At 53.7% G+C, this 25,822-nt stretch carries 30 protein-coding genes, 2 pseudogenes and 1 other annotated feature; of the genes and pseudogenes, 25 read left to right on the top strand and 7 right to left on the bottom strand.

The features are described 5' to 3' along the window. Positions 1 to 562: 562 nt before the first annotated feature. Entirely contained in the window at positions 563 to 1,510 is a 948-nt protein-coding gene (locus ABLV12_RS20120) for a P63C domain-containing protein (protein ID WP_348867281.1), read from the top strand. Positions 1,511 to 1,548: 38 nt separating this feature from the next. Here the strand turns inward: ABLV12_RS20120 and ABLV12_RS20125 are convergent, their stop codons facing one another. Then, positions 1,549 to 1,725 (bottom strand): hypothetical protein, encoded by a 177-nt coding sequence (locus ABLV12_RS20125; RefSeq protein WP_187416072.1) that lies wholly within the window; start codon positions 1,723 to 1,725, stop codon positions 1,549 to 1,551. A gap of 415 nt (positions 1,726 to 2,140) precedes the next feature. Between ABLV12_RS20125 and ABLV12_RS20130 the strand changes: the two genes are divergently transcribed. The 19 genes and pseudogenes from ABLV12_RS20130 to cobO all read left to right on the top strand — a co-directional run bounded on the left by ABLV12_RS20130 (position 2,141) and on the right by cobO (position 11,199). Beyond that, entirely contained in the window at positions 2,141 to 2,407 is a 267-nt protein-coding gene (locus tag ABLV12_RS20130; protein WP_348867282.1) for a transcriptional regulator, read from the top strand. A gap of 47 nt (positions 2,408 to 2,454) precedes the next feature. Then, positions 2,455 to 2,997: a hypothetical protein gene (locus tag ABLV12_RS20135; protein ID WP_348867283.1), complete on the top strand. Its 543-nt coding sequence runs from the start codon at positions 2,455 to 2,457 to the stop codon at positions 2,995 to 2,997. A 149-nt stretch (positions 2,998 to 3,146) separates the two neighbouring features. Then, positions 3,147 to 3,311, top strand: coding sequence for a host cell division inhibitory peptide Kil (locus tag ABLV12_RS20140; protein WP_348867299.1), 165 nt, complete (start codon positions 3,147 to 3,149; stop codon positions 3,309 to 3,311). Further along, complete coding sequence (locus tag ABLV12_RS20145; RefSeq protein WP_348867284.1) at positions 3,298 to 3,627, top strand: hypothetical protein; 330 nt, start codon at positions 3,298 to 3,300, stop codon at positions 3,625 to 3,627. The genes ABLV12_RS20140 and ABLV12_RS20145 overlap by 14 nt, the downstream gene beginning before the upstream one ends. Before the next feature lie 88 nt (positions 3,628 to 3,715). Continuing rightward, positions 3,716 to 3,997, top strand: a complete 282-nt coding sequence (gene gamL, locus ABLV12_RS20150; protein WP_348867285.1) for a host nuclease inhibitor GamL — start codon at positions 3,716 to 3,718, stop codon at positions 3,995 to 3,997. Next, positions 3,994 to 4,905, top strand: a complete 912-nt coding sequence (locus ABLV12_RS20155; protein ID WP_348867286.1) for a recombinase RecT — start codon at positions 3,994 to 3,996, stop codon at positions 4,903 to 4,905. The genes gamL and ABLV12_RS20155 overlap by 4 nt, the downstream gene beginning before the upstream one ends. Then, the gene (locus ABLV12_RS20160; protein WP_064349284.1) at positions 4,898 to 5,380 is read left to right on the top strand and encodes a siphovirus Gp157 family protein; all 483 of its coding nucleotides are present in this window, start codon (positions 4,898 to 4,900) and stop codon (positions 5,378 to 5,380) included. The genes ABLV12_RS20155 and ABLV12_RS20160 overlap by 8 nt, the downstream gene beginning before the upstream one ends. A gap of 8 nt (positions 5,381 to 5,388) precedes the next feature. Beyond that, complete coding sequence (locus ABLV12_RS20165) at positions 5,389 to 5,682, top strand: sigma-70 family RNA polymerase sigma factor (RefSeq protein ID WP_348867287.1); 294 nt, start codon at positions 5,389 to 5,391, stop codon at positions 5,680 to 5,682. After that, a complete protein-coding gene (locus ABLV12_RS20170; RefSeq protein ID WP_348867288.1) occupies positions 5,679 to 6,632 on the top strand; it encodes a DNA cytosine methyltransferase in 954 nt (317 codons plus the stop codon). The genes ABLV12_RS20165 and ABLV12_RS20170 overlap by 4 nt, the downstream gene beginning before the upstream one ends. Further along, complete coding sequence (locus tag ABLV12_RS20175) at positions 6,629 to 6,850, top strand: TraR/DksA family transcriptional regulator (protein WP_348867289.1); 222 nt, start codon at positions 6,629 to 6,631, stop codon at positions 6,848 to 6,850. The genes ABLV12_RS20170 and ABLV12_RS20175 overlap by 4 nt, the downstream gene beginning before the upstream one ends. Next, on the top strand, positions 6,850 to 7,188 hold the full coding sequence (locus tag ABLV12_RS20180; RefSeq protein ID WP_348867290.1) for a hypothetical protein: 339 nt from the start codon (positions 6,850 to 6,852) through the stop codon (positions 7,186 to 7,188). The genes ABLV12_RS20175 and ABLV12_RS20180 overlap by 1 nt, the downstream gene beginning before the upstream one ends. Positions 7,189 to 7,223: 35 nt before the next feature. Then, positions 7,224 to 7,481: pseudogene (locus tag ABLV12_RS20185) on the top strand (DNA polymerase III subunit theta). Between the two features lie 18 nt (positions 7,482 to 7,499). Further along, positions 7,500 to 7,766, top strand: a complete 267-nt coding sequence (locus ABLV12_RS20190; protein WP_348867291.1) for a hypothetical protein — start codon at positions 7,500 to 7,502, stop codon at positions 7,764 to 7,766. Positions 7,767 to 7,825: 59 nt separating this feature from the next. Further along, positions 7,826 to 8,200: a hypothetical protein gene (locus tag ABLV12_RS20195; protein WP_348867292.1), complete on the top strand. Its 375-nt coding sequence runs from the start codon at positions 7,826 to 7,828 to the stop codon at positions 8,198 to 8,200. Between the two features lie 32 nt (positions 8,201 to 8,232). Further along, on the top strand, positions 8,233 to 8,400 hold the full coding sequence (locus ABLV12_RS20200) for a hypothetical protein (protein ID WP_348867293.1): 168 nt from the start codon (positions 8,233 to 8,235) through the stop codon (positions 8,398 to 8,400). A 39-nt stretch (positions 8,401 to 8,439) separates the two neighbouring features. Then, positions 8,440 to 8,664: an excisionase gene (locus ABLV12_RS20205; RefSeq protein ID WP_348867294.1), complete on the top strand. Its 225-nt coding sequence runs from the start codon at positions 8,440 to 8,442 to the stop codon at positions 8,662 to 8,664. Next, positions 8,633 to 9,703, top strand: a complete 1,071-nt coding sequence (locus ABLV12_RS20210; RefSeq protein ID WP_348867295.1) for a phage integrase Arm DNA-binding domain-containing protein — start codon at positions 8,633 to 8,635, stop codon at positions 9,701 to 9,703. Before ABLV12_RS20205 ends, ABLV12_RS20210 begins: the two co-directional genes overlap by 32 nt. Positions 9,704 to 9,850: 147 nt before the next feature. Further along, the gene (locus ABLV12_RS20215; RefSeq protein WP_004112423.1) at positions 9,851 to 10,612 is read left to right on the top strand and encodes a YciK family oxidoreductase; all 762 of its coding nucleotides are present in this window, start codon (positions 9,851 to 9,853) and stop codon (positions 10,610 to 10,612) included. After that, entirely contained in the window at positions 10,609 to 11,199 is a 591-nt protein-coding gene (cobO, locus tag ABLV12_RS20220) for a cob(I)yrinic acid a,c-diamide adenosyltransferase (RefSeq protein WP_004101381.1), read from the top strand. Before ABLV12_RS20215 ends, cobO begins: the two co-directional genes overlap by 4 nt. Here cobO and ABLV12_RS20225 read toward each other — a convergent pair. From ABLV12_RS20225 to rnm, 6 genes and pseudogenes are all read right to left on the bottom strand, one after another. After that, positions 11,171 to 12,145 carry an AraC family transcriptional regulator gene (locus ABLV12_RS20225; RefSeq protein WP_004101380.1) on the bottom strand — a complete coding sequence of 325 codons (975 nt, stop codon included), beginning with the start codon at positions 12,143 to 12,145 and terminating at the stop codon, positions 11,171 to 11,173. The two genes, cobO and ABLV12_RS20225, sit on opposite strands and share 29 nt — an antisense overlap. A 26-nt stretch (positions 12,146 to 12,171) precedes the next feature. Next, positions 12,172 to 14,520 (bottom strand): glycoside hydrolase family 3 C-terminal domain-containing protein, encoded by a 2,349-nt coding sequence (locus tag ABLV12_RS20230; protein ID WP_064398388.1) that lies wholly within the window; start codon positions 14,518 to 14,520, stop codon positions 12,172 to 12,174. An 18-nt stretch (positions 14,521 to 14,538) separates the two neighbouring features. Further along, a complete protein-coding gene (locus ABLV12_RS20235) occupies positions 14,539 to 15,900 on the bottom strand; it encodes an MFS transporter (protein ID WP_004101378.1) in 1,362 nt (453 codons plus the stop codon). 165 nt (positions 15,901 to 16,065) lie between these two features. Continuing rightward, the gene (gene rluB / locus ABLV12_RS20240; RefSeq protein ID WP_004101377.1) at positions 16,066 to 16,953 is read right to left on the bottom strand and encodes a 23S rRNA pseudouridine(2605) synthase RluB; all 888 of its coding nucleotides are present in this window, start codon (positions 16,951 to 16,953) and stop codon (positions 16,066 to 16,068) included. A 392-nt stretch (positions 16,954 to 17,345) separates the two neighbouring features. After that, a pseudogene (locus ABLV12_RS20245) lies at positions 17,346 to 17,967 on the bottom strand (L-threonylcarbamoyladenylate synthase). A gap of 9 nt (positions 17,968 to 17,976) precedes the next feature. After that, a complete protein-coding gene (rnm, locus tag ABLV12_RS20250) occupies positions 17,977 to 18,846 on the bottom strand; it encodes an RNase AM (protein ID WP_004112415.1) in 870 nt (289 codons plus the stop codon). A 227-nt stretch (positions 18,847 to 19,073) separates the two neighbouring features. Beyond that, positions 19,074 to 19,169, top strand: a sequence feature (Trp leader region). Positions 19,170 to 19,205: 36 nt separating this feature from the next. Between rnm and ABLV12_RS20255 the strand changes: the two genes are divergently transcribed. From ABLV12_RS20255 to trpA, 5 genes are read left to right on the top strand one after another with little or no spacing between them, the layout of a single operon-like run. Beyond that, the gene (locus ABLV12_RS20255) at positions 19,206 to 20,768 is read left to right on the top strand and encodes an anthranilate synthase component 1 (protein ID WP_024274052.1); all 1,563 of its coding nucleotides are present in this window, start codon (positions 19,206 to 19,208) and stop codon (positions 20,766 to 20,768) included. After that, entirely contained in the window at positions 20,768 to 22,363 is a 1,596-nt protein-coding gene (gene trpD / locus ABLV12_RS20260) for a bifunctional anthranilate synthase glutamate amidotransferase component TrpG/anthranilate phosphoribosyltransferase TrpD (protein WP_004101369.1), read from the top strand. The genes ABLV12_RS20255 and trpD overlap by 1 nt, the downstream gene beginning before the upstream one ends. 3 nt (positions 22,364 to 22,366) lie before the next feature. Continuing rightward, positions 22,367 to 23,725, top strand: a complete 1,359-nt coding sequence (gene trpCF, locus ABLV12_RS20265) for a bifunctional indole-3-glycerol-phosphate synthase TrpC/phosphoribosylanthranilate isomerase TrpF (RefSeq protein ID WP_325905795.1) — start codon at positions 22,367 to 22,369, stop codon at positions 23,723 to 23,725. A 9-nt stretch (positions 23,726 to 23,734) separates the two neighbouring features. Further along, entirely contained in the window at positions 23,735 to 24,928 is a 1,194-nt protein-coding gene (gene trpB, locus ABLV12_RS20270; RefSeq protein WP_004101367.1) for a tryptophan synthase subunit beta, read from the top strand. Next, positions 24,928 to 25,737, top strand: coding sequence for a tryptophan synthase subunit alpha (gene trpA / locus ABLV12_RS20275; protein WP_004101366.1), 810 nt, complete (start codon positions 24,928 to 24,930; stop codon positions 25,735 to 25,737). Before trpB ends, trpA begins: the two co-directional genes overlap by 1 nt. Positions 25,738 to 25,822 lie beyond the last annotated feature (85 nt).

Here is a 25,822-nt window from a genome sequence, read left to right on the forward strand (position 1 = left end):
GACAAAAACTCAAGGGAGCAAGACAAGAGATGAAGGAACATTTCTTCAATGGACTGGTAGCGCTGATCTCGGTTATGGCTATCTCACTGCTGATTTTTCACTGGTAACGGACTGAAAGGAGAACTCATGAGGTCGCTTATCTTTGTGCTAGCACTGATAGTCATAGTGGCGGGCATATGTGTGTTTATGCTTCAGGACAATGCCCTAAAGGGATTCTCAGCATGGTGAGAAAGTATCTGGTTGTCATCATAGCTGCCGTTCTAGTCGCGCTGATTGTGTGGCAATGGGTTCTGGACTTGGGTTGATAGGGTGCTTGGATGATGAGAGGTCGCAGAAATGCGGCCTTTTTATTGGATGATTTAAACCTTAGCATATCTATAAACTAGCGCACGATGGATGCTTATTCCTATTTTTGCTAAAATAAAAAAAATTATTATCCCAATAATAACAGTGACTTATCAAGAAAGATCCAAAAAATAGCTAACAACGAATTTAGCATAGCATTGCTGCTTATTAAGTAATTAGCTAATATATGTTCGTACCCTAACCGTAAGGATAAGATATGGACAAAAAAGAACGTTCCAAAAAAGCAGCAGCCATCTCAGCCGTAGTTAGATCTGCGCCAAAGCCCACCCATACAGGTTTAATGTCAACCGGGGTTTCCTGTGCGGTTCTTCCAGATGGAAGGCGTGTTGTTTCAATGCAGGGTAATAACGGGCTTGCTGAAACATTTGGTGTGTCTGTAGGTTCAAAAATGCCAAGGTGGGTTCCTGGTGGTGGAACTGGGCAGCTTCCATATGTTTTGCAGGCAACTGAATTGCAGCCATACATTTCTGATGAGTTACGTGCGGCCATTTCTGAGCCAATTGTTTTCAAGAATGCCTCTGGAGTTGGTGCGGCGTATGGTCTTGATGCTACTCTGCTTCCAGAATTATGCGAGGTCTGGTTAGCAGCAGAGAAAGACGGAGCATTAAAACAAAGACACCACCTCAACACCGCAAGAAAGGCTGAAGCGCTATATAAAGCTCTTGCTCGCGTTGGCGCAGTTGCCCTTGTCGATGAAGCTACTGGTTATCAGAAAGAGCGTGAACGTGATGAGCTTGCCAAACTTCTTGAACAGTTCATCGCCAAAGAAATGCGCCCTTGGGTTAGGGTGTACCCGCCAGAATTTTTCGAAGAGTTATGCCGACTTCGAGGGGTTCCATTTAAGGCTAATATGAGAAAACCTCAGTATTTTGGCCATCTTGTAAATAACATCACCTATGACAGAATGGCTCCAGATCTCAAGGCTATTCTGAAAGAAGAGCGAGCAAAAGCCAACAAGCAAGGAGCAAAAATGCATCAGTTCCTTTCTGAGGGGGTAGGAAACGAAATGCTTCAAAAGAGGTTTGCTGGTATCGTTACATTGATGAAAGTTTGCGATAACTACGATGATTTCATTGAGCTTCTTGAGAGGGTGCATCCAGTTCTTAAAGGCGCCGATCTTGATGCTATAGATATTGCCGAATAACCCCCCCAACCCGGCCCCCGCGCCGGGTTTTTACTGCCCTACTCCTTCCCATACGATATCAATCGCTTTATAGCCTCCATCTTACCGGTCTGTCTGCGCATCTCCAGCAGTCTCAGAGCCTCGAACGCCTCCAGTCCTACTAGCTGCTGCTCTGCCAGCATCTCCATATCCTGCATCAGTAACTCGACTTCTTCCTTTGTGATCGGCGGTCTCATGTAGTCTCCTGTGTTTTTTGTGAGCATAGCATGTGGCAATTACGAAACTAAATTCCTTTTGTTATCAATAAAATATAACTTTTACCACAATGATTATAAATTAAGTTATTGCTCGACAACATAACTTAGGTTATCTTTCTTTCATCGCAACAAAACAGCGATGTGGCAACAAGAGTTATCAGCCGCGCCAGACAGGAAGTCAGGCTGCTCATTAACAATATGCTCCTCAGAATCTGAGGCCAAAGAGAGTTCTTTGGTGGTGTGGTGAAGCTCAATGGCGAGCTAGCAGATAGGCGACTGTGAAAATACTAGTCATGTAGCGGAACGCTGCGCGTACTGCAATCGGCATCGCACCGATGGGAGCTGGTTCGATTCCAGCCACCACACCACCAAAGAACTCACAGGAGACAATCTAATGAATCGTAACCAAGCTCGTAGGCTGGCAGCCTTCAATGCAAAGAAAGCTGCCGAGAAGCGTTTAGAGAATCGAATTGGTGGAATCCTTGGCGGGTGCGTGTCACGAGTAGAGCGGGCTACCTCATTGGGTAGCCTCCGCGATAAACCAGCTCAGGAAGAGATTGCAGAGCGTAAAAACCGCATCTGGTACAAACAGCCTGGCGAGCGCGGCATTACTTGCAGCGGTCGGCAGAAGATGAAAGGAAAGTCTATTCCGTTGATATGATAACCCTTTAAAATGCGTCCATTACCTTAACGGAGTGGCGGTGAAGCATGGGTGCATCAGCTTTTGACTTTTACGACTTGGGTTCGAAAATTATTGTTGGCATTGTTAGTGGCGGCTTTGCTGCATGGGTAGCGTCGAAATTAGCCTTACGAAAGTTTTATAGGGAGAAATGGTGGGATAAGAATTATGAGACATATATTTCTCTGATTGACGACCTTATTTATATGCGTGACTCATATGCAAATCTCTATGCCTTTGAAGAAGACAAACACCATGGATATGCAAGGGAAGATGACAGTCCAGAGATAGATTGGGACAAAATGGCTTTGATTGGGAAGCGTATGGAAAGGCATTTATACACGGCTGCGTTGACTCTCAGCAGAACCACGAGCGAATCAATAGAAGAGTTTACTCATAAAACGAAACTAATCGATAAGCAAGTTGAGGAAGGCAGTAAGCATGTTTTTATTGCCTACGACGAGTTGAGTTTTATTGCTGATGATTTACTTAAAAAAGTAGTTAATGATGCAAGAGAAAACCTCGGGCTGATAAGTTTAAAAGAAAAAATAGAGTCAATGGAAAGAATTTGATAACCCAAGAATCAATGACCGCCTCCGGGCGGTTTTTTATTACCTCAGGAGTTAACAATGAGCAGAAACGGCTGGCGCTCTATGAGCTATGTAGCAATGTTTGGTGCTGTTGTGTGGGCTGCTGTCATCTATCTGATGCTGACTATTACATGGTGGTGAACATGAAGATTAATCACACGTTATTGCGGTTAGCTCAAATCAAGGCGCGTATCGCCAGAAAGAATGGTGATGGTGCTAAGTGGATGGAAGCTAACGAAGAGATGAAAGCTGCGGCTGGTATGCCGTGGTACCGGAGGGGAAATGCAAGAGTTTAAAGGTACGCCAGGGCCTTGGTCGGCTGTCCAACAATATGTAGATGAAGTTTCAGTGATTGATGGGAAAGGCTTCAAAGTCGTTACAGCAGAGAGAACGGCAATTCTCATGGATTGGGACAAAAAAGGGTTTGAGCATTGGGGAGATGAAGGAGGCAATAGGCATTTATCAGGCCCTGAGCAGTTTGCCAATGCTTACCTTATAGCAGCTGCGCCGGAGTTGCTGGAAGCGTTGCAATTAATGCTGAATTCTCAAGTGTTGCCGGTTTGGCATCAATCAATCGCACGCGCAGCCATTAATAAAGCTCTCGGAAAATAACCCTCCCCCACAAACCGAATAAACTAACCAACTTAACCATGTCGGCTATTACAGCTACGGGCTTCGTGCATTCTGAACAGGAGGCGATATGAACGCATATTACGTGCAGGACAGGATTGATGCACAACAGGAGTCTGCGTATCAGGCTCGCATTCAGCGTGAACAATGGATTGATAATCGCGCAAAGGAAATTACAGAGCTTGCTCCTGGTGAGCCGCTGGAGTTTACAGCTGGCTCAGTAAGCAAGGTTCTTCGCCTCGCTATTCAGTCAGAAAAATGCCGCGAAGCTTACAACGACTTTATTACCGCGATCGCTTACGACCAGGCTGAGCGAGAGTGGGAAGAACAATATGGATGGGCCACAGAATGACCTCAATTGTTGAATTTGTCAGACAACAGGAGCCGCTGTTCTGCGGCGCATTAACAGACCAGAGCGTAACGTGGGCCAAGGAAAGCCAGTTTGCAATTCAGTACTTCCAGAAAAATGACTTTCTGGCAAAAACAGCGCTGGGAAATCCAACTAGCGCGCAGAACGCCATTATCAACGTGGCAGCCATTGGCATCACGCTTAACCCGGCCAGCAAGCTCGCTTATCTGGTACCTCGTGACGGTATGGTGTGCCTAGATATCAGTTATATGGGCCTTTTACACCTGGCTCAGTCAGCTGGCGTCATCAAGTGGGGGCAATGCAAGTTGGTTCACGCCAGCGACGCGTATGAAAATCTCGGCCTTGATAAAGCCCCGGCGCATAAATACAACCCATATGCCACGCCTGAAGACCGTGGTTCAGTTATAGGTGGATATTGCACAGTTAAAACTGCCGATGGTGACTACCTAACAGAAGAGATGAGCCTCGCAGAGATTGAGGAAATCAGAAAAGTAAGCAAGGCAGGCACCTCACCAAAAGGCCCTTGGGTAAATTTTTGGTCTGAGATGGCTAGAAAAACCATCGTGAAGCGAGCTTATAAATACTGGCCTCGTTCTGAAAGGCTGGACAATGCAGTAAATATCCTGAATGAAACTGAAGGCGTTTTCCCGGAACCGGTGATGCCACATAAATCAGAGGAAGATATTCGGGAAGATGAGCGCCGTCGCCAGCAGGAGATTATCGATCATGTACAGAAACTCTGTGATGACATGGCTCAGGCAGAAACCATGGATGACCTCAAGCGGGTATTTGCCGATGCTTATAAGCGCACATCAGGAATGAAGTTGCAGCAGAACGTGCAAGCCATTTACGCAGAGTGCAAGGCAAAACTGGAGGTAACCAGTGAGTAAGCTTTACGAAATAGCCAATGACTACGCGAAGTTACTGGATGAAGACCTGGAGCCTGAGCTGATTGCCGACACTCTGGAAGGAATGGAAGGCGAGTTAAAAGATAAAATTGAGCAACTGCTTGCCATCTGCAAAAACGAAACCGGGTACGCAGAACGCCTCAAGGAAGAGGCTAAGTCACTCAATGAGAGGGCAGCGGCAACCCTGAATCGAGTAGAGAGAATTCAGGAATACATCTCCCTCGCTCTATCAACTGCCGGCCTTAAGAAAATCAGAGCCGGGATTCATCAGGTGACAATCAGATCGCCAGCTGAATCTGTAGAAATTGTAGATTCAAGCGCCCTACCAGCTAAATTCGTCGAATACGAAACCACCATCAAACCCGACAAACTGGCAATTAAGCATGAGCTTAAAGCAGGGCATCAAATCCCCGGCGCGCAATTAAAAATTGGCAAGCCTTCTCTCCTCATTAAGTGATTGTCGCAATGCAAAAACAAAATATCTCACCGGAGGAGCTTCGCAGCGTCTCCGGGAAAATGGTTGCGTGCCGCGCAGCTGAGAAACTTGGAATAACCGTTGCTCGCTTCTACTACCTTGCGCAAAGGCACCAGGTTAGTACCGCCTATGTCCGGCCGCTGTGGAGTGATGGCGAAACGCAGAGGCTGATTACAATGCGCAAGGGCGGCATGACTGTTAAGCGCATAGCCACAGAACTGAACCGTACCGAGTGGGCCATCAAAAAGAAATTGGGCTATTTGCGAAAGGATGGGCTGATATGAGTGCTTACTACAACGAAATCGACCCATACGCAGCGCAATGGCTGCGTAACCTCATAGCCGCCGGGCATATCGCCCCGGGAGAAGTTGACGAACGGAGTATTGAAGATGTCACACCTGACGACCTCAGAGGATTTACCCAGTGCCACTTTTTCGCCGGAATTGGCGTCTGGTCTCATTCCCTACGCCTCGCCGGATGGCCAGATGATCGCCCGGTCTGGACTGGTTCCTGCCCGTGCCAGCCTTTCAGCAAGGCAGGCAAAGGAGATGGGTTTGCTGACGAGCGGCACCTTTGGCCCCACTTCTTCCACCTCATCAGCGAGTGCAGACCTCAGCATGTCTTTGGCGAACAGGTTGCAGCAGGTAACGCAAACACATGGTTCGACCTTGTACAAGCAGACCTGGAAGGAGTGGGATACGCATTCGGGCTTGTGCCGTTTACGTCAGCGGGCATCGGTGCGCCGCACATCAGAGAGCGGGCTTACTGGGTGGCCCACGCCAGTAGTGGGAGATATGACAGGCGGACCGAGGCCGCCGGACAAGAAGCGCGGGCCGGCGCCGGGATTGCAATCGGCATCGGCATTGGCGGGCTGGGTAACGCCAACGTCGCGCGACTGGAAAGACTCGGTGGGAATGACTGCGCAGCGGGAAGGAAAGGACAGACTCGATCAGCTACCGCGCCAGGCATACACATGCGGGCCCTTGAGGTTAACGGTTTTTGGCGAGATGCGGACTGGCTCTTATGTCGAGATGGAAAATGGCGTCCAGTTGAACCCGGCCTTGAGCCGCTGGTTGATGGGGCTACCGCACGAATGGGACGAGTCGAGCCCGGGGTGGCAAGAGTGGCAAGCAGCAACCGCGCCGGCCGCCTGAAAGGGTACGGCAATGCCATAAACGCACAGGCAGCAGCCGAGTTTATTCGTGCTTACATTGGAGTTACGGAGGCAGCATGAACGCAGATATTTCAGACCAGGCCAGCGAGCTTGAAGAGCTTCTCCGCAATAACGCTATACAGGCCCACCGCATTAACCACAACGCAGTATCAGCAACACACTGCTGTGATTGCGGTGATGACATTCCAGAGTTGCGCCGGGTTAAAGTGCCAGGCTGCCAGCGATGTGCCAGCTGCCAGGGTGATTTTGAGTTGTTGAAGAGACAAGGGAGGATGTGATGGATTACAGCAAACTGAGTGATGGTGAAATTAGCGTAAGACTTGCGTACTTTCTAAAACCCAAATACACCGCAACAATTAATCCCTATGACGATTCTGGCGCACAGCTTTCATGGAACTGTCTTAATTCGGTACAGACCACCGGCTACTTTCCATTGAGACGCGCAGGAGAACTTTTCCCTGCATTGAAGAAGCTCAGAATAGCCATTGAGCCAGCAGGGAAAACGGTATGGAAAGCAAGTCATGAATCTGGCGCTAACGCCACTCACAGAAATCCACTTCGAGCTTTAGCTATTGTCTTCCTAATGATTCAGGAAGCCAAGCTATCATCCTCCTGATGTATACTCCCCTTCATAAACCGAGAGGGGGATTTATGTCACAGTGGAACATTGCAGCCAAATAGAAAGAAGAGCAGGACAAGGTCAACGTTGATCTTGCCGCGTCCGGAGTCGCTTACAAAGATCGCCTGAACATGCCGGTAGTCGCGGAAGTGGTAGCCAGAGAACAGCCAGAAGACCTGCGTGAGTATTTCATGGAACGCGTGCGCTACTATCGCGAGCAGAGCATCCAGCTACCGCGGGCAAGTGACCCTCGGTATATTGAAATGGCTGAGCAGAACGCCAAGAAGTAAATAACCGGGGGAGACACAATGAATCACGTACTTGTTTTTGGTGGTGGTTACAAAGGAGCCAAACGCTCAACACGCTTTAGTGCAGGTGAAACAATGGAACTGGCATCGCACCCGGTACAGTCTGCAGGAGAGCCTGTATACCAACCTATAAACTATCTGTTCTCATTACATCGATTTGCACATGAAGACGGCAAAGAATACCTGATTGCCATTCATGGAGATGAACCAGATGCTGCATTGATAAAAGATTGCATCTTCAGGGAAAAGCCTGACCCTTTGAATTAATCACCAACCATCGAATGAACATAACCCGCCGAGTGCGGGTTTTTTATTGGGAGTAAATCATGAGTGATTTAGCCATGAAGGTTATGCAGTGGCAAGCAAGCGGTCATGTGGGAGTCAGTAGTGCAACAATGGCATCTATTGCGCTTGGGCTTAAAAGAAATATCTATGGTTCACGCTTTGATGCGCCAAGTGACCCGTCTGACTTAAAGCGCTGCATGTTGCTTGTTGAAGAAATACCGGAAATAAAAGACGCATTCCCGGCAATAGCTGAAGAGTGCAAACAATTCGCGCCAATTATTGACGAATGGGACTCTCTTATATCTCTACTAAAAAAGGAAATAAGTCTCGATACAGGGAGGGCACCTGAAACATATAAGCGCATGAAGGAGTTGCTCGGTCATTCTGGCGGCCCTCGCATTGTATTTGGTCAATAGCCGCCTCCGGGCGGTTTTTAGTGGAGACAGACATGAAATTTAGAGTGACTGGTGAATGGAATGGAGAGCCGTTCAATCGCGTCATTGAGGCAGAAGACTGGAATGACTGCCATGACCACTGGATGATGTGGGCGCAAATCGCACATGCAGATGTGACAAATATACGCATTGAAGAAATTAAATCTGAAGCCGCCCGCTGAGGCGGTTTTTTTATTGCGTGATATTGCGGAGGTAAAAAGATGTACTTAACGCTTCAGGAGTGGAATGCCCGGCAGCCAATCCCGCGCAGCCTTGAAACTGTCCGGCGCTGGGTGCGGGAGTGCCTGATATATCCAGCCCCGAAGAAGGTTGGTCGTGATTATGTGTTTCATGAGAAAGCAAGGCGTGTTGAAAGACCAGCTAAAGCCAACTCAATAATTAAGAGAATAAACGATGGGAAGAAGAAGGAGCTACGAAAGGCGTGATTTGCCACCTAACCTCTATGTTCGCAAAAATGGCTACTACTCATACCGTGACCCGCGCTCAGGGAAAGAGTTCGGGTTAGGCCGCGACAGGAGGGTGGCAATTACGGAAGCAATACAGGCCAATCTTGAGTTTTTCAAAGGAGAGGAAAGACAGCCGTTATCCACTCGCATAGCTGGCATTGACAGCATCACTTTTCATCAATGGCTGGTTCGATATGAGGTCATTATCGCGGGGAGAGGACTGAAGGAGAAAACACTCAGGGATTACGCCAGCAAGATAAGAACACTCCGCGAGAAAATTGATGATTTACCGCTACCGCAAATCACTACGCGATTTATAGCATCACTTCTTAATGACTATGCTGATGAAGGGAAAGCACCTATGGCGAGGCTTCTACGCTCCACGCTGAGCGACATTTTCCGCGAGGCAATAGTTGAGGGGCATATCAGTGAAAACCCCGTCACAGCTACGCGCACAGCTAAATACACGGTAAAGCGCTCACGACTTACGTTTGATGAATATCAGGAAATCAGAAAGGCAGCAGACAAATTTCCGGCATGGGTTGGAGTAGCTATGGATTTGGCTTTGGTTACAGGTCAAAGGCTGGGCGACCTGGTAGAAATGAGGAGGCCGAATATCAGTAATGGGCTGTTGCACATCGAGCAAGGCAAGACCAGCTCAAAGGTCGCTATTCCGCTCAAAATAAAACTGGCTGCTGCTAACCTATGCCTGTCTGATATAATAGAGCGCTGCGTGAAAAGCCACTCAACAAACCAACTACTCACCTCTCAAAAGGGAGAGTCAGTATCAGCAAAATCGCTGTCCAGATACTTTCTACTGGCAAGAGAGGAAAGCGGGTTGAAGTTTGATGGCGTCCCGCCCTCTTTCCATGAGATAAGAAGCCTGTCAGCAAGGATGTACGATAAGCAGGAAGGTAAGGACTTTTCCCGAAGATTGCTGGGCCATAAGTCAGATACAATGGCTTCTCAGTACCGGAATGACCGAGGAAGGGAGTGGGATGTTATAGATGTGGGGTAGTGAAATTGTTTAGGATTATTTTGAACCCTTCCCGCTAACTTAATGAGAAATAAGGTTAATTTTAGATTGTCGCTTTCAGGCATAAAGCGCAAAAGTGAGATACCGAACAGCAAGCGCGATCGTCAGCAGATCGCCCGAGGAGTCGCCGTGCACTATCAACCGCAACGTCACCTGTTACAGGACCGCATCATCCTGGTTACTGGCGCCAGCGACGGCATTGGCCGTGAAGCCGCCCTGACCTATTCCCGCTATAGCGCCAGCGTTATTCTGGTCGGACGCAATGAAGAGAAACTGCGCGGCGTCGCGCAAGAGATTGAGCAGGCTGGCGGCATTCCCGCCCGCTGGTTTACTCTCGACCTGTTAACCTGCACGCCGCAGGAGTGCCAGCAGCTGGCGCAGAAAATAGCCATCCACTACCCGCGCCTCGACGGAGTGCTACATAACGCGGGTCTGCTGGGCGACGTTTGCCCGATGGATCAACAAAAGCCGGAAGTGTGGCAGCAGGTGATGCAGGTGAACGTGAACGGCACCTTTATGCTCACCCAGGCACTGCTTCCTTTATTACTCAAATCCGAATCGGGTTCGCTGGTCTTTACCTCTTCCAGCGTCGGCCGCCAGGGACGTGCGAACTGGGGCGCTTACGCCGCGTCGAAATTTGCTACCGAAGGCATGATGCAGGTGCTGGCCGAGGAGTATCAAAACCGCCATCTGCGGGTCAACTGCATTAACCCAGGCGGCACCCGCACCAAAATGCGCGCCAATGCGTTCCCGACGGAAGATCCGCAAAAATTGAAAACCCCCGCTGATATCATGCCGGTATACCTGTGGCTGATGGGCGACGACAGTCGTCGTAAGACGGGAATGACTTTTGACGCCCAGCCGGGCCGCAAACCAGGAATCGCACAATGAGTGATGAACGCCACCGCGAACGCCAGCAGCGGGTAAAAGACAAAGTTGACGCTCGCGTCGCCGCCGCGCAGGAAGAGCGCGGTATCGTGATCGTTTTTACCGGCAACGGTAAGGGTAAAACGACTGCCGCCTTCGGTACCGTCACCCGCGCCGTCGGGCACGGTAAGAAAGCTGGCGTCGTGCAGTTTATTAAAGGCACCTGGCCGAACGGCGAGCGCAATCTGCTCGAACCCCACGGCGTCGAGTTTCAGGTGATGGCGACCGGTTTTACCTGGAATACGCAGGATCGCGAAAGCGATACCGCCGCCTGCCTCGCGGTCTGGGAGCACGGGCGCCGCATGCTGGCCGATGAAAGCCTCGATCTCGTTTTACTGGACGAGCTCACCTATATGGTGGCCTACGACTATCTGCCGCTGGAAGAGGTGCTTACCGCGTTACGCAACCGTCCGGCGCAGCAGACGGTGATTATTACCGGACGCGGCTGCCACCGTGAAATTACCGAACTGGCCGATACCGTCAGCGAACTACGTCCGGTGAAACACGCGTTTGATGCCGGTATCAAAGCGCAGATGGGGATCGACTACTAGCCACCAGCCGCTCAAGCAGCGCATGGTTGAGCGGCAGACACAGGCAATCCTCCCCCGGCGCCAGTTCGCTTTCGACAATATTTTGCCGTGAAACGAAGCGCTTGCGATATTCAGTCGGCGTAACGCCGCAGTATTTATTAAAGGCGGCAATCAGGTATTTATGCTCCTGAAATCCGCAGCTGTGGCTAATCTCGGTAATCGGCGTACGGGTATCGCGCAACAGCGTGCGGGCTTTGTTTAGCCGCACCAGCGTCAGATACTCTTTAAAATTATAGCGACTCACCTTTTTAAACAGCCGCGAAAACCAGGAGTAGCTCATCCCGCTATGGCAGGCGACCTCGCTCAGCGTCAGCGGCTGGTCAAAGTGTTGATTGATAAAATCTATGCCTTTTTTGATCATCGCCTCGTCGCGCAGCGAACTTTCGCCGCGCTGCGTCGGCTTGCCGGCGGAGACTAATGCATCCAGTAACAGATAAATGGCGGCGATACGCTGAAACGGCGCAGGGTTGTCGATCAGCTGTTTCAGTAACCCCGCCAGCCGCTGATGCACTTCACTGTCCGCCGCAGTGTAAGATCGTCCGCAGGTACTCCATTCCAGCTGCGGCGAGGGGTGAAGTTCGTCAAACAGGCCGGGCGAAAACTGAACGGTGACCAGTTGGCTGCCCGCCGCCTCCGCGTTGAGGGAATGAACCTCTTCCGCATTGATGTACAGCATGTCCCCCTGCGCCAGCTCCAGGCTCTGCTGGCCGACGGCGAGCGTAAACCGCCCCGCCAGTACGGTAATCAGCTCAGGAGCCGGATGCCAGTGCGGCTCGCAGTAGCGAACCTCCGCGGCAAACACGTTCAGCTTCTCGGCATCGAAGGCAATCAGCTCGTAGCCGCTGTTCGCCGTCTGTCGTCCGCTCTGCGTGAGCGAACCGGGGTGAGTCACTGAAAAAGGAAACATGCGCACTCTCCTGTCATTGGCAACGCTCAGCGCCCTGTCAGCACGGCGTTAAGTTCGTCGCGCTCAATATCCAGCGCCAGAAACTCGGTCAGCGCAATCAGCAGCCCGCAGAACAAATCCGGCGCCAGGCGGATCAGTTTTTCACGGACCTGTTCCGCAGGCATCTGGCTCTTATCGGCAATCAACTTGACTACCCGGGCAAAAGCTTCCGGCTGCTGAATCAGCTGCTGCAGCGAATTATCATCGCGAAGCGGGACGTACCGCTGCGGGCAGTCCACTTCGATTTCCGCCGTCAGCGGCAGATCCCGCGATGAGCCGCCGACTCGGATCTGCCAGAGCCCCGGCGTCACGACCCAGTCGCCGAGGCCAGGATGATAGCAGGCCAGGTCGCCGATGGGCAGCTGCAGGCTGACCCGGCGGCACTCCCCTGCGGCCAGCGCCACTTTACTGAAGGCTTTTAATGACTGCACTTCGCGAATCAGCTCTCCCTGAGGCGCGCTCACGTACAGCTGAACTATCTCCTTGCCTGCATACTCTCCGCAGTTGGTCAGATCGAACGAAACGGTAAGCGTCTCGCTTGCGCCTACACGGGAGGCTGAGAGCGCAATATTATCGTAAGCAAACCGGGTATAACTTAAGCCAAAACCGAAGGGAAACTGCGGCGTCAGACAACGCTTGTCGTAATAGCGATAGCCGACAAAAAGCCCTTCTCCGTAATGATGGCGCAGGTTTTCGCCCGGATAGTGCAGCCAGGCCGGCGTTTCCTCCAGCGTATTGGGCACCGTCACCGTCAATTTACCGCAAGGGTTGCGCTGGCCGAAGAGGATTTCCGCAACCGCGCGCCCCATTCCTTGTCCGGCAAAAAACGTTTCCAGCAGCGCCTTGCACTCGCCAAGCCACGGCATCACCACCGCATCGCTATTTGCCAGCACCACTACGATATTCGGCTGGACTGCCGCCACTTCGCGAATCAACCGTTCATGCACCGGCAGAATATTCAGATCCTGACGATCGCCATTTTCACCATCTTCACCCACGGCGGTACTGACGAAAATCACCGCCACGTCGGCTTCCTGAGCGACCCGGCAGGCCTGCGCAAGCGCCTGTTCATCGCTGCGCAGATCGTCCGGCGCGCCTACGGCCCATGAGACGCTAAAATCGTCCCCGGCGAGATCGAAAATTTCATCCAGCGGGCGGTCGAGCAGATACGGCACCGTTGTCGCGCATCCGGACCCCTGGATCACCGGCTCCTGGGCTGGTTTACCCAGCACCGCAATACGCGGTGTTTTCTCCGGATGCAGCGGCAGCAGACTATCTTCGTTTTTCAGCAAGACAATGGATTCGCCGGCCAGGCGCTGCGCCAGCGCGTGGTGCGCCGGGAAATCGGCTCGCGTTTCCGGGCGGCGATGGCGCTGAACCTTGTCGAGCAGTTTCAGCATGCGTAGACAGGCGCGGTCTACCACCGCCATCGGCACCTCTGCGGATTCAATAGCCGCCAGCAGAGTTTGTTTATCGCGGCGGGTTTCCGGCATCGCCAGATCGTTACCTGCCATCAGCGATGCCGGGCGATCTTTAATACCGTACCAGTCGGACATGACCAGGCCGTCATATCCCCACTCATCGCGCAATACCTGAGTGAGTAAAAACGGATCCTGCGAAGTTTGTACGCCGTTAAGACGATTGTACGAAGACATGACCGTCCACGGCTGGGATTTTGTAATCGCCCGCTGGAAACCCGCCAGGTAGATTTCCCGCAGCGCCCGTTCTTCAATAATCGAATCCATTTCCGTACGGCGGTACTCGGAGTTGTTCGCCGCAAAGTGTTTCAGGCTGGCGCCGACGCCCTCCTGCTGCAGACCGTTGATCAGCGCAGCAGCAATGTCGCCGCTGACCACCGGGTCTTCGGCATAATATTCATAGCCTCGACCAGCCAGCGGCGTACGGCGGATGTTAATGCCCGGTCCGAGCAGAATCCCAACCCCCATATGCTGGCACTCTCTTCCCAGCGCCTGCCCCATCTGATGCACCAGTTCCACGTCCCAACTACAGGCCAGGCTGGAACCGTTAGGAAAGCAGGTCGCCGGGAGCGACGTGCTGAAGAGCGCCTCGCTTCCCCCTTTCGCGGTAGGTTCTTCCGCGCTGGCCTGGTCTGCTGTTTGGGTGATGACCGAAATAAAATCATCCATGCTCCACTTTTCCCGGCCATCAATCTGCGCGCTGCTGTAGCGAACGCCATAGGTACCGTCGGTCATAATGATATCTTCGATACCGTGCTGCGGCAGCGATGCGGTACGCCACAGGCCGCTGCCGGTCAGTAGCGCCACTTTATCTTCGATGCTCATCGCGGCGAGGGTGGTATTAAAATCGTTATTCATCTCTCTGGCTCCCTGAGGTTAAAGCGCGTTCTGTTTACGCAGGCTGATTTTTTGCACAATATCGCGATAGGTTTTTTCATCCAGCGAATAGCACGCGACAAATATGGCGCTGAGAGCAAACATCGCGCCGGGGAATAGCGTCATCAGTACGTTAATACCGTTAATTGCGCTGGCAGTAATGTTACCCGCGTCATAGTGATAATAGTCCAGCATCCATCCCGCACAGCCGCCGCCGATAGCCATTGCTATTTTGGTGATAAAATTAAAGAAGCCGTAGATGGCGCCTTCGGTACGCACCCCATGGTGCCACTCGGCATATTCCACGGTATCGGCAATCATTGACCACATGGAAACAAAGCCCATCCCCAGCGTAATGCTGTACAAGCATACCCCAGTCATAATCAGCCAGATATTGTCGCCAGCGATAAAATATTGCATAAGTACGCCGACAATGCCGATCAACAGCGCCACCAGAGTCATTTTCTTTTTACCTATCAGCGCAATGATTTTTTCCGAAATAACGGTGCCGACAATATACGCTGCGGACTGAATCATAAAGAAGGTCGACGTAAAACCTTCGCTGCCAATAATGTATTTAATGAAGTAAATAGCAATCGCCATCCACACGGTATAGGCAATATAAAAAAAGACGGTAAACATCGAGAGGTTAATAAGCGGCGCATTGCCTGCCACCGCCTTCAACATTTCCCGCAGCGTCGGCGCGGGAGTTTCCTCTTCCTCGCCAACGCGCTCTTTGGTCATTCCGAAACAGGCAAGGAACAAAAAGGTCGCCAGCAGCGCAAAGCAAGAGACCGCAAAGACGTAGCCCAGTTGCTTATCACTAAACGGGGAAATCAGCATATCGGCAGTAGTGGAAACAATCAGATAGCCAACAATCGCCAGCACAAACCGGTATACCGATAGCGATGAGCGGGAGGCTTCATGCTGGGTCAGACGATTAGTCAGCGCCGAATAAGGCGTATTCACCGCCGTATACGCCAGGCAATAAATGGTATAGGAGATCAGCGCAAAATAGAATTTTGCCTCACCGCCGAATGGCACAAAGCAGAGCACCGTTAAAAAGCCGAGCGGAATTGAGCCATATAACAACCACGGGCGTAGTTTACCGTAACGGCTGTGGGTTTTATCGATGGCAAAGCCAATCAGAATATTAAAAGCGGCATCAACCACGCGCGCAATAACAAAAATCAGGCTCGCCTGTACGGCGCTAATGCCGTAAATGTTGGTATAGAAAAAGAGTAAGAACAGAGAAACAAAACCGAACGATAAATTAGAGGCAAAATCACCAAAGCCATAACCTATTTTTTCTTTAACGCCGATAACCACATAGCTTGCCGATAGTTTTCCTGCTGTATCCATTTTAGGCTACCTGTTTTTGTAATCAGTGGCCTCAGTATATGGCGTTGCCTGGCGCACCGCTTTGCGTTATTTGTCCGGGGATTTCCTGTTTTTTGTCTTTATGCAGAAGTGTGAAAGGAGTCACAGGAGGAAGAATTCCGGCGGTAACCGCCGGAACTGAAATTATTAACCGTTACCGTTATTACGGCTGCTGGAGCGACGGTTGTTATTATTATTGCCCATCTGACTGTGGCGCTTAACCGCACGGCGAATCTGGTTCGCTTTCATACGGCGACGGTCTTTTTCAACCGCAACCTTAGAGCTGGTTTCCGGCGCAAGTTCGACCAGCTCGCGCAGGTAGTTGGTCTGCGCCAGGTCCAGCTCGGTATAGCCGCCGCGCGGCAGGCCTTTCGGCAGCAGAATATCGCCATAGCGCACGCGGATCAGGCGGCTGACCTGCACACCAACGGCTTCCCACAGGCGGCGAACTTCGCGATTACGGCCTTCCGTAAGGGTGACGTTGTACCACTGGTTGATCCCCTCGCCGCCGGTGAACTTGATAGTTTTAAACGCCGCCGGGCCGTCTTCAAGCTGCACGCCGCGAGCCAGCTGGCGCAGCTTGTCATCATCGATCTGCCCGAACACGCGCACCGCGTACTCACGTTCCACTTCGCGGCTCGGGTGCATCAGGCGATTCGCCAGCTCACCGTCGGTGGTAAACAGCAGCAGACCGCAGGTATTAACGTCCAGTCGGCCGACGGCAATCCAACGCGCGCCGCGCAGCTTTGGCAGGCGATCGAACACCGTCGGACGTCCTTCCGGGTCATTACGGGTACAGAGTTCGCCTTCCGGCTTATAGTAAGCCAGCACGCGACAAATCTGTTCCGCAGACTCTTTCACCGAAATCAGGTGACCGTCGATGCGAATTTTTAAACCCGGGACAATTTCAACGCGATCGCCAAGGGTGGCGATTTTGCCATCGACGCTGACGCGGCCAGCTTCGATTTTGGCTTCGATTTCACGGCGGGAGCCGTGGCCAGCGCGGGCCAGCACTTTTTGTAATTTCTCGCTCATTGAGCTTCCTTAAGGTGTCGCCTTCCCAGGCGTCTGGTATACTTCGAAAAACAGGGAGTCGGATAGAATTCAACCTAACACCCTGTTCTGTAAATAAATGATGCATCGGCTCGTGTCGTTTTTTTATGTCACCGCAGCAGACATAACAGAGACACGCCTCTCGCGTGGCCGAACATGGTACACGAACTTGAGGATGAATGCTTCTTTGCATTACGCACATAGCACAACTTACCACGCGCCTCGGTGCAGGCGCATGGCAAGCAGACAGATGCCAGGCGGCATCATAGCTTCTTTTAAAGTGGATAAAACATCAGGCAGCGCTGAATGTCAGTATAAAGCAAACGGCAAAATGGTGTTCGCTGTATCCCCTTCCTTCCCTGGAAACAGGGCCATTACAGGAACGGCGTCACGTCACCCACGCCTTCACGCACCACCACCGGTACGTCTTCAGTAAGATCGATAACCGTGGTCGGCTGTTGTCCCAGATAGCCGCCGTGAATAATCAGGTCTACCTGCTTCTCCAGACGATCCTTGATCTCTTCCGGGTCGGATTCGGTAAAATCACTGCCCGGCAGCATCAACGAGGTGGAAAGCATCGGCTCGCCGAGCGTTTCCAGCAGCATCTGGGCAATCGGATTTGACGGTACGCGCATACCGATGGTTTTACGCTTATCCTGCAGCAGACGGCGCGGGACTTCTTTGGTGCCTTTAAGGATAAAGGTGTAATTACCCGGCGTATTATTTTTTAATCAGACGGAAGGCGACGTTATCGACGAATGAATAGGTCGACAGCTCGGACAGATCGCGGCACATCAGGGTAAAGTTGTGGCCGTTTGGCAGATTACGAATTCGGCAAATCCGCTCCATCGCGCCTTTATCTTCAATTTTGCAGCCTAAGGCGTAGCCGGAGTCGGTCGGATAGACGATAACCCCGCCTTTACGCACGATGTCCACCGCCTGGTTAATCAACCGCGCCTGTGGGTTTTCCGGATGGATATAAAAAAACTGGCTCATACTTCCCTCTCAATTTTGTTCTACGGCCACTTCCCAACTGCGCCAGATCCCTTCTACGCCAGCGGGTAGCCAAAGTTTGCGGCCCAGCTCGATCCACGGACAGGGCTGATGAAAATCAGACCCCTGCGAGGCATGAAGGCCATACTGCACGGCGTAAGCGGCAAGCTGAGCCCGCTCGTGCGGCGCCTGCTGACACTGGGCGACTTCCATCGCATCGCCTCCCTGCTCGCTAAAGTGGGCCAACAGTCGTTTCAGCCACTTGGCAGAGAGGTCGTAGCGTCCTGGATGGGCAATGACCGCTTTACCGCCGGAATGATGAATGACATCAATCGCTTGTTTTATTGTACACCACTGAGGCGGAACGTAACCGGTTTTCCCGCGCGCCAGATACTTCTTAAAAACGTCAGCCATATTGTTGGCATAGCCGGCCTCCACCAGAAAGCGGGCGAAGTGGCCGCGGGTTACCGCGCCGCCGTCAGCCAGCTTCAGCGCCCCTTCCCAGGCACCAGGGATCCGCGCTTTTTCCAGCCGCTCTGCAATCTGCTGTCCCCGCATCTGGCGGCGCGCTTTCTGCTCATCGAGCAGCGCGGTCATCGCCGGATGGGCGATATCAATATTCAGCCCGACAATATGGATTTCATGGTTTTCCCACAGCGTGGAGATTTCCACTCCGGATATCAGCGTCAACGGTAAACCGGCGCGTTCAATCTCCGCCCGGGCCGCGGGGATCGCCGCCACGGTATCGTGATCGGTTATCGCCAGGGTGCCGACGCGCATCTGATGCGCGCGATGGACAAGTTCTTCTGGAGTCAGTCGCCCGTCAGAGGCGATGGTATGGCTGTGCAGGTCGTAAATTACTGCGTAGTTGGTGTTGCTCAAGATGACTCCTGCTGGACATGAACCTGTACCCGTCATACTTTAAGTCACAAGCAGATTGACTGATGTTCTGCAGCTTAAGGGATTAAGGATAGTAATAAGCGCATCATCATACCGACTGATAGAGAAAATCTGCAAACGGGGGTTGACTTTAATCTCTCGGACTAGTTAACTAGTACGCAAGTTCACATGAAGGGGTATCATCAATGAAAACGCAACTCATCACTCTGCACGGCTGGTGGCGCACCTCCTGTTATCGGGCGGCGTGATCGCGTTTTGCACTCAGCATACAGATACCCGGCCCGCCAATGAGCGGGCTTTTTATTGGACAAATTATTACAGCGAACAGGCGACAACAAACAATGCAAACATCAAAACCGGCACTCGAGCTTCTCACCAGCGACGCCATCTATCGGGAAAACCCGACGGCGCTATTCCACCAGCTATGCGGCGCGCGTCCCGCCACCCTGCTGCTGGAATCCGCGGATATCGACAGTAAGGATGATTTGAAAAGCCTGCTGCTGGTGGATAGCGCGCTGCGTATTACCGCACTAGGTGACACTGTCACTATTCACGCACTTTCCGCCAACGGCACGGCGCTGCTGGAGCTGTTGGACAGCGCTCTGCCTTCAGGCATTAATAACCAGCGTCAGCCAAACGGTCGGGTATTAACTTTCCCGCCGGTCAGCGCGCTGTTAGATGAAGATGCCCGTCTGTGTTCACTGTCGGTATTCGACGCCTTTCGCCTGCTGCAGGAACTGATTACCGTACCGCAGGACGAACGCGAAGCCATGTTCTTCGGCGGTCTGTTCGCCTATGACCTCGTCGCCGGCTTTGAAAACCTACCGCCGCTGGAAAGCGACACTGCCTGCCCGGATTACTGCTTCTACCTGGCGGAAACGCTGCTGGTTATCGACCATCAGACTAAAAACACACGCATTCAGGCGAGCCTGTTCACCCCGCTGGAAAGCGAAAAGCAGCGTCTGCTGCAGCGCATCGCTCAGCTTCGTCAACAGCTGAACGAGCCGCCGGCGCCGCTGCCGGTGACGACGGTAGCCGAGATGCGCTGCGATTGCGACCAGAGCGACGAAGAGTACGGCGCCGTGGTGCGTAAAATGCAGCGCGCCATCCGCGCTGGCGAGATTTTCCAGGTGGTACCTTCGCGCCGTTTCTCGCTGCCCTGCCCGTCGCCGCTGGCCGCTTATGATGTGCTGAAAAAGAGCAACCCCAGTCCGTACATGTTCTTTATGCAGGACAACGACTTCACCCTGTTCGGCGCTTCGCCGGAAAGCTCGCTCAAGTACGATGCCAGCAATCGTCAGATTGAGATCTACCCGATTGCCGGTACCCGTCCGCGCGGCCGCCGCGCCGATGGTTCGCTGGATCGCGATCTCGACAGCCGTATTGAGCTGGAGATGCGCACCGACCATAAAGAGCTCTCCGAACATCTGATGCTGGTTGACCTTGCGCGTAACGACCTCGCGCGCATCTGTACGCCGGGAAGCCGCTATGTTGCCGACTTAACCAAAGTCGACCGTTACTCCTTCGTGATGCACCTTGTCTCCCGCGTGGTTGGCGAGCTGCGCAGCGATCTCGACGTTCTGCATGCTTATCGCGCCTGTATGAATATGGGCACCCTCAGCGGAGCGCCGAAAGTGCGCGCCATGCAGCTCATTGCCGCTGCCGAAGGCAAGCGCCGGGGCAGCTACGGCGGCGCGGTGGGCTACTTCACCGCCCATGGCGACCTCGATACCTGCATCGTCATTCGTTCTGCCTATGTGCAGGATGGCGTTGCCACGGTGCAGGCCGGTGCCGGTATCGTGCTCGACTCCGTTCCCCAGTCAGAAGCGGATGAAACCCGCAATAAAGCTCGCGCGGTGCTGCGCGCTATCGCCCAGGCCCACCACGCGAAGGAGATTTTCTAATGGCCGACATTCTGCTGCTCGATAATATCGATTCTTTCACCTATAACCTGGCAGACCAGCTGCGTTCGAACGGCCATAACGTGGTGATTTATCGCAATTCCGTCCCGGCGCAGGCGCTGATTGAGCGCATCGGCACCATGGACAATCCAGTACTGATGCTCTCCCCGGGCCCGGGGACCCCGAGCGAAGCGGGCTGTATGCCGGAGCTGCTGACCCGCATGCGCGGTAAGCTGCCGATTATCGGCATCTGCCTCGGTCACCAGGCGATTGTTGAAGCCTACGGCGGCTACGTCGGCCAGGCCGGTGAAATCCTTCACGGCAAGGCTTCAAGCATTGAACACGACGGCCAGGCGATGTTTGCCGGTCTGAGTAATCCTCTGCCGGTCGCCCGCTACCACTCGCTGGTGGGCAGCAATATCCCGGCCGGACTAACGATCAACGCCCACTTTAACGGCATGGTCATGGCGGTGCGTCACGACGCGGATCGCGTCTGCGGCTTCCAGTTCCATCCTGAATCGATTCTGACCACCCAGGGGGCGCGTCTGCTGGAACAGACTCTGGCCTGGGCGCTGCAGAAGCTGGAACAGACGAATACCCTCCAGCCGATTCTGGAAAAACTGTATCAGGCAGAAACCCTGAGCCAGCAGGAGAGCCACCAGCTGTTTTCCGCAGTGGTGCGCGGCGAAGTGAAGCCTGAGCAGCTGGCCGCCGCGCTGGTCAGCATGAAGGTACGCGGCGAGCATCCGCAGGAGATCGCCGGCGCCGCTACCGCGCTGCTGGAAAACGCCGCGCCGTTCCCGCGTCCGGATTATCCGTTTGCCGATATCGTCGGTACCGGCGGCGACGGCAGCAATAGTATCAATATTTCAACCGCCAGCGCGTTTGTGGCTGCCGCCTGCGGCCTGAAGGTCGCCAAACACGGCAACCGCAGCGTGTCGAGCAAGTCCGGTTCTTCCGACCTGCTGGCAGCATTCGGTATTAATCTCGATATGAATGCCGATAAATCTCGCCAGGCGCTGGATGAACTGGGCGTTTGCTTCCTGTTTGCGCCGAAATACCACACCGGTTTCCGTCACGCGATGCCGGTACGCCAGCAGCTCAAAACCCGTACCCTGTTCAACGTGCTCGGGCCGCTGATCAACCCGGCGCATCCGCCGCTGGCGCTGATTGGCGTCTACAGTCCGGAACTGGTGCTGCCGATTGCGGAAACCCTGCGCGTGCTGGGCTACCAGCGAGCCGCCGTGGTACATAGCGGCGGTATGGATGAAGTATCGCTGCACGCGCCGACGGTGGTCGCGGAGCTTAGCAACGGTGAGATCAAGAGCTACCAGTTGACCGCCGCCGACTTCGGCCTGACGCCGTATCATCAGGAGCAGCTGGCAGGCGGCACGCCGGAAGAAAACCGTGACATTCTTACGCGCTTACTACAAGGTAAAGGTGAAGCCGCTCACGAAGCCGCCGTTGCCGCCAACGTCGCCATGTTGATGCGTTTACATGGACACGAAGACCTGAAGGCCAACGCGCAGCAAGTCATCGATGTGCTGCACAGCGGAGCGGCCTATGACAGAGTGACCGCATTAGCGGCAAGAGGGTAAATAATGCAGACCGTTTTAGCAAAAATCGTGGCCGACAAAGCGATTTGGGTAGAAGCCCGCAAACAACAACAACCGTTAGCCAGTTTTCAAAATGAAGTGGTACCGACGCAGCGCAATTTTTACGATGCCCTCGCCGGCACCCGCACCGCATTTATTCTTGAGTGCAAAAAGGCCTCGCCATCGAAAGGCCTGATTCGCGAAGATTTTGACCCAGCGGCCATCGCCGGCGTCTACAAGCACTATGCCTCGGCTATCTCAGTGCTTTGCGATGAGAAGTATTTCCAGGGCAGCTTCGATTTTCTGCCGATGGTCAGCAAGGTCGCGCCGCAGCCGATTCTGTGTAAGGACTTTACTATCGATCCTTATCAAATCTACCTGGCGCGCTACTACCAGGCTGATGCCTGTCTGCTGATGCTTTCGGTGCTGGACGATGAGCAGTATCGTCAGCTCTCCGCCGTCGCGCATAGCCTGAACATGGGCGTGTTGACCGAAGTGAGCAATGAAGAGGAACTGGGGCGCGCAATTGCGCTGAAGGCTAAAGTGGTCGGCATCAACAATCGCGATCTGCGCGATATGTCGATTGACCTCAACCGCACCCGCACCCTGGCACCCCGCCTCGGTCATGGCGTCACGGTCATCAGCGAGTCCGGCATCCATACTTATGCTGAAGTGCGCGAATTAAGCCACTTTGCCAACGGCTTCCTGATTGGTTCTGCCCTGATGGAGCATGACGATCTGAACGCCGCCGTAAAACGCGTGCTGCTCGGTGAGAATAAGGTCTGCGGCCTGACCCGCCCCCAGGATGCCCAGGTGGCATATGAATCCGGCGCGATCTATGGCGGATTGATTTTCGTTCCGACGTCGCCGCGAGCGGTGAACGAGGCTCAGGCGCAAGCGGTAATTGCCAGCGCGCCTCTGAGCTATGTCGGCGTGTTCCGCAATTCGCCGGTGGCGGAAGTGATTACCCGCGCGAAAAATCTGAGCTTAGCCGCTGTGCAACTCCACGGTAGCGAAGACCAGGCCTATATCGACGCCCTGCGCGCCGAATTACCGGGCAAGGTACAAATCTGGAAAGCCCTCAGCGTTGGCGAAACGCTACCGCCGCGCAATCTGAATCATGTCGACAAATACGTTCTCGACAATGGTCAGGGCGGCACCGGCCAGCGTTTCGACTGGTCTCTGCTGCAAGGCCAGGATCTGCGTAACGTTCTGTTGGCTGGCGGCCTCGGCGCCGATAACTGTGTGGAAGCCGCGAAAAGCGGCTGTGCCGGACTCGATTTTAATTCAGGCGTAGAGTCACAGCCGGGTATTAAAGATGCCAGCAAGCTGGCCTCGGTGTTTCAAACGCTGCGCGCATATTAAGGAGCAACAATGAGTACTTTACTGAATCCCTATTTCGGCGAATTCGGCGGGATGTACGTTCCGCAGATCCTGATGCCTGCCCTGCGCCAGCTGGAAGAAGCCTTCGTCAGCGCGCAGAAAGACCCGGCATTCCAGGCCGAATTTAGCGACCTGCTTAAAAACTACGCCGGTCGCCCGACGGCGCTGACCCAATGCCGTAACCTCACCGAAGGTACGCGCACGACCCTGTATCTGAAGCGGGAAGATCTGCTGCACGGCGGCGCACACAAAACTAACCAGGTGCTCGGCCAGGCGCTGCTGGCAAAACGCATGGGCAAAACGGAAATTATCGCCGAAACCGGCGCCGGTCAGCACGGCGTTGCCTCAGCCCTTGCCAGCGCCCTGCTCGGCCTGAAGTGCCGCATCTATATGGGCGCCAAAGATATCGAACGCCAGTCGCCGAACGTCTTCCGCATGCGCCTGATGGGTGCGGAAGTGATCCCGGTACATAGCGGCTCATCCACCCTGAAAGATGCCTGTAACGAGGCTTTGCGCGACTGGTCAGGCAGCTATGAAAAAGCCCACTACATGCTCGGCACCGCCGCTGGCCCGCATCCGTTCCCGACCATCGTGCGTGAATTCCAGCGGATGATTGGCGAAGAGACTAAAGCGCAGATCCTGGAGAAAGAAGGACGCCTGCCGGATGCGGTTATCGCCTGCGTTGGCGGCGGCTCCAACGCTATCGGCATGTTCGCTGACTTTATCGACGACACCGCCGTTGGCCTGATTGGCGTGGAGCCCGCCGGACATGGGATCGAAACCGGCGAACACGGGGCGCCGCTTAAGCACGGCCGCGTGGGCATCTACTTCGGTATGAAATCGCCGATGATGCAGACCGATGAGGGGCAGATTGAGGAGTCCTACTCCCTCTCCGCCGGTCTGGATTTCCCGTCCGTTGGCCCGCAGCATGCTTATTTAAACAGCATTGGTCGCGCCGATTACGTGTCGATTACCGATGATGAAGCGCTGGATGCTTTTAAAGCGCTCTCCCGCCATGAAGGGATTATTCCGGCGCTGGAATCCTCCCATGCCCTGGCGCACGCGCTTAAAATGATGCGCGAAAACCCGGAAAAAGAGCAGCTGCTGGTGGTTAACCTCTCCGGCCGCGGCGATAAAGACATCTTCACCGTACACGATATTTTAAAAGCGCGAGGGGAAATCTGATGGAACGTTATGAGACACTGTTTGCACAACTGAAAGCTCGCCGGGAAGGCGCGTTTGTTCCCTTCGTCACCCTCGGCGACCCTAATCCTGAGCTGTCGCTGAAAATTATCGATACGCTGATTGAAGCCGGTGCCGACGCGCTGGAGCTGGGCATTCCTTTCTCCGACCCGCTGGCGGATGGCCCGACGATCCAGGACGCCACCCTGCGCGCTTTTGCCGCCGGGGTGACGCCCGCGCAATGCTTCGAGATGCTGACGGCGATTCGCCAGAAGCACCCGACGATTCCAGTCGGGCTGCTGATGTACGCCAACCTGGTGTTCAGCCCCGGTATCGATGAATTCTACGCCGCGTGCGAACGCGCTGGCGTCGATTCAGTGCTGGTGGCCGATGTGCCGGTTGAAGAGTCCGCGCCGTTCCGCCAGGCCGCGCTGCGCCACAACATCGCGCCGATTTTCATCTGCCCGCCGAATGCCGATGACGACCTGCTGCGCCAGATCGCCTCTTACGGGCGCGGCTATACCTACCTGCTGTCGCGGGCGGGCGTAACCGGTGCGGAAAACCGCGCCGCGCTGCCGCTGCATCATCTGATTGAAAAGCTGGCCGAGTACAACGCCGCCCCGCCGCTGCAAGGATTTGGCATCTCGGCGCCGGAGCAGGTTACCGCCGCGATTGACGCAGGCGCGGCCGGGGCGATTTCCGGCTCTGCCATCGTCAAAATTATCGAGCGCAACGTGAACGACCCGCAGGCCATGCTGGCAGAATTAAAGACCTTCGCCCGCAGTCTGAAAGCCGCCACTAAAGCCGCCTGATGATGCTTTCCGTCCGGCCCTGGGCCGGGCGGTTATTTCAGCGGTAAGCTGTCGGCGTATTTACGCGTCAGACGAAACCGCGCCA

Origin of the sequence: Klebsiella sp. CN_Kp100 (genome assembly GCF_040065315.1) — a bacterium.
GTDB lineage: Bacteria > Pseudomonadota > Gammaproteobacteria > Enterobacterales > Enterobacteriaceae > Klebsiella > Klebsiella oxytoca.

Excerpts from the sequence above, each read along its gene's own strand:
- ABLV12_RS20120 (WP_348867281.1), top strand. The coding sequence starts at position 563 with ATGGACAAAAAAGAACGTTCCAAAAAAGCAGCAGCCATCTCAGCCGTA.
- ABLV12_RS20125 (WP_187416072.1), bottom strand. The coding sequence starts at position 1,725 with ATGAGACCGCCGATCACAAAGGAAGAAGTCGAGTTACTGATGCAGGAT.
- ABLV12_RS20130 (WP_348867282.1), top strand. The coding sequence starts at position 2,141 with ATGAATCGTAACCAAGCTCGTAGGCTGGCAGCCTTCAATGCAAAGAAA.
- ABLV12_RS20135 (WP_348867283.1), top strand. The coding sequence starts at position 2,455 with ATGGGTGCATCAGCTTTTGACTTTTACGACTTGGGTTCGAAAATTATT.
- ABLV12_RS20140 (WP_348867299.1), top strand. The coding sequence starts at position 3,147 with ATGGTGGTGAACATGAAGATTAATCACACGTTATTGCGGTTAGCTCAA.
- ABLV12_RS20145 (WP_348867284.1), top strand. The coding sequence starts at position 3,298 with ATGCAAGAGTTTAAAGGTACGCCAGGGCCTTGGTCGGCTGTCCAACAA.
- gamL (WP_348867285.1), top strand. The coding sequence starts at position 3,716 with ATGAACGCATATTACGTGCAGGACAGGATTGATGCACAACAGGAGTCT.
- ABLV12_RS20155 (WP_348867286.1), top strand. The coding sequence starts at position 3,994 with ATGACCTCAATTGTTGAATTTGTCAGACAACAGGAGCCGCTGTTCTGC.
- ABLV12_RS20165 (WP_348867287.1), top strand. The coding sequence starts at position 5,389 with ATGCAAAAACAAAATATCTCACCGGAGGAGCTTCGCAGCGTCTCCGGG.
- ABLV12_RS20170 (WP_348867288.1), top strand. The coding sequence starts at position 5,679 with ATGAGTGCTTACTACAACGAAATCGACCCATACGCAGCGCAATGGCTG.
- ABLV12_RS20175 (WP_348867289.1), top strand. The coding sequence starts at position 6,629 with ATGAACGCAGATATTTCAGACCAGGCCAGCGAGCTTGAAGAGCTTCTC.
- ABLV12_RS20180 (WP_348867290.1), top strand. The coding sequence starts at position 6,850 with ATGGATTACAGCAAACTGAGTGATGGTGAAATTAGCGTAAGACTTGCG.
- ABLV12_RS20190 (WP_348867291.1), top strand. The coding sequence starts at position 7,500 with ATGAATCACGTACTTGTTTTTGGTGGTGGTTACAAAGGAGCCAAACGC.
- ABLV12_RS20195 (WP_348867292.1), top strand. The coding sequence starts at position 7,826 with ATGAGTGATTTAGCCATGAAGGTTATGCAGTGGCAAGCAAGCGGTCAT.
- ABLV12_RS20200 (WP_348867293.1), top strand. The coding sequence starts at position 8,233 with ATGAAATTTAGAGTGACTGGTGAATGGAATGGAGAGCCGTTCAATCGC.
- ABLV12_RS20205 (WP_348867294.1), top strand. The coding sequence starts at position 8,440 with ATGTACTTAACGCTTCAGGAGTGGAATGCCCGGCAGCCAATCCCGCGC.
- ABLV12_RS20210 (WP_348867295.1), top strand. The coding sequence starts at position 8,633 with ATGGGAAGAAGAAGGAGCTACGAAAGGCGTGATTTGCCACCTAACCTC.
- cobO (WP_004101381.1), top strand. The coding sequence starts at position 10,609 with ATGAGTGATGAACGCCACCGCGAACGCCAGCAGCGGGTAAAAGACAAA.
- ABLV12_RS20225 (WP_004101380.1), bottom strand. The coding sequence starts at position 12,145 with ATGTTTCCTTTTTCAGTGACTCACCCCGGTTCGCTCACGCAGAGCGGA.
- ABLV12_RS20230 (WP_064398388.1), bottom strand. The coding sequence starts at position 14,520 with ATGAATAACGATTTTAATACCACCCTCGCCGCGATGAGCATCGAAGAT.
- ABLV12_RS20235 (WP_004101378.1), bottom strand. The coding sequence starts at position 15,900 with ATGGATACAGCAGGAAAACTATCGGCAAGCTATGTGGTTATCGGCGTT.
- rluB (WP_004101377.1), bottom strand. The coding sequence starts at position 16,953 with ATGAGCGAGAAATTACAAAAAGTGCTGGCCCGCGCTGGCCACGGCTCC.
- ABLV12_RS20255 (WP_024274052.1), top strand. The coding sequence starts at position 19,206 with ATGCAAACATCAAAACCGGCACTCGAGCTTCTCACCAGCGACGCCATC.
- trpD (WP_004101369.1), top strand. The coding sequence starts at position 20,768 with ATGGCCGACATTCTGCTGCTCGATAATATCGATTCTTTCACCTATAAC.
- trpCF (WP_325905795.1), top strand. The coding sequence starts at position 22,367 with ATGCAGACCGTTTTAGCAAAAATCGTGGCCGACAAAGCGATTTGGGTA.
- trpB (WP_004101367.1), top strand. The coding sequence starts at position 23,735 with ATGAGTACTTTACTGAATCCCTATTTCGGCGAATTCGGCGGGATGTAC.
- trpA (WP_004101366.1), top strand. The coding sequence starts at position 24,928 with ATGGAACGTTATGAGACACTGTTTGCACAACTGAAAGCTCGCCGGGAA.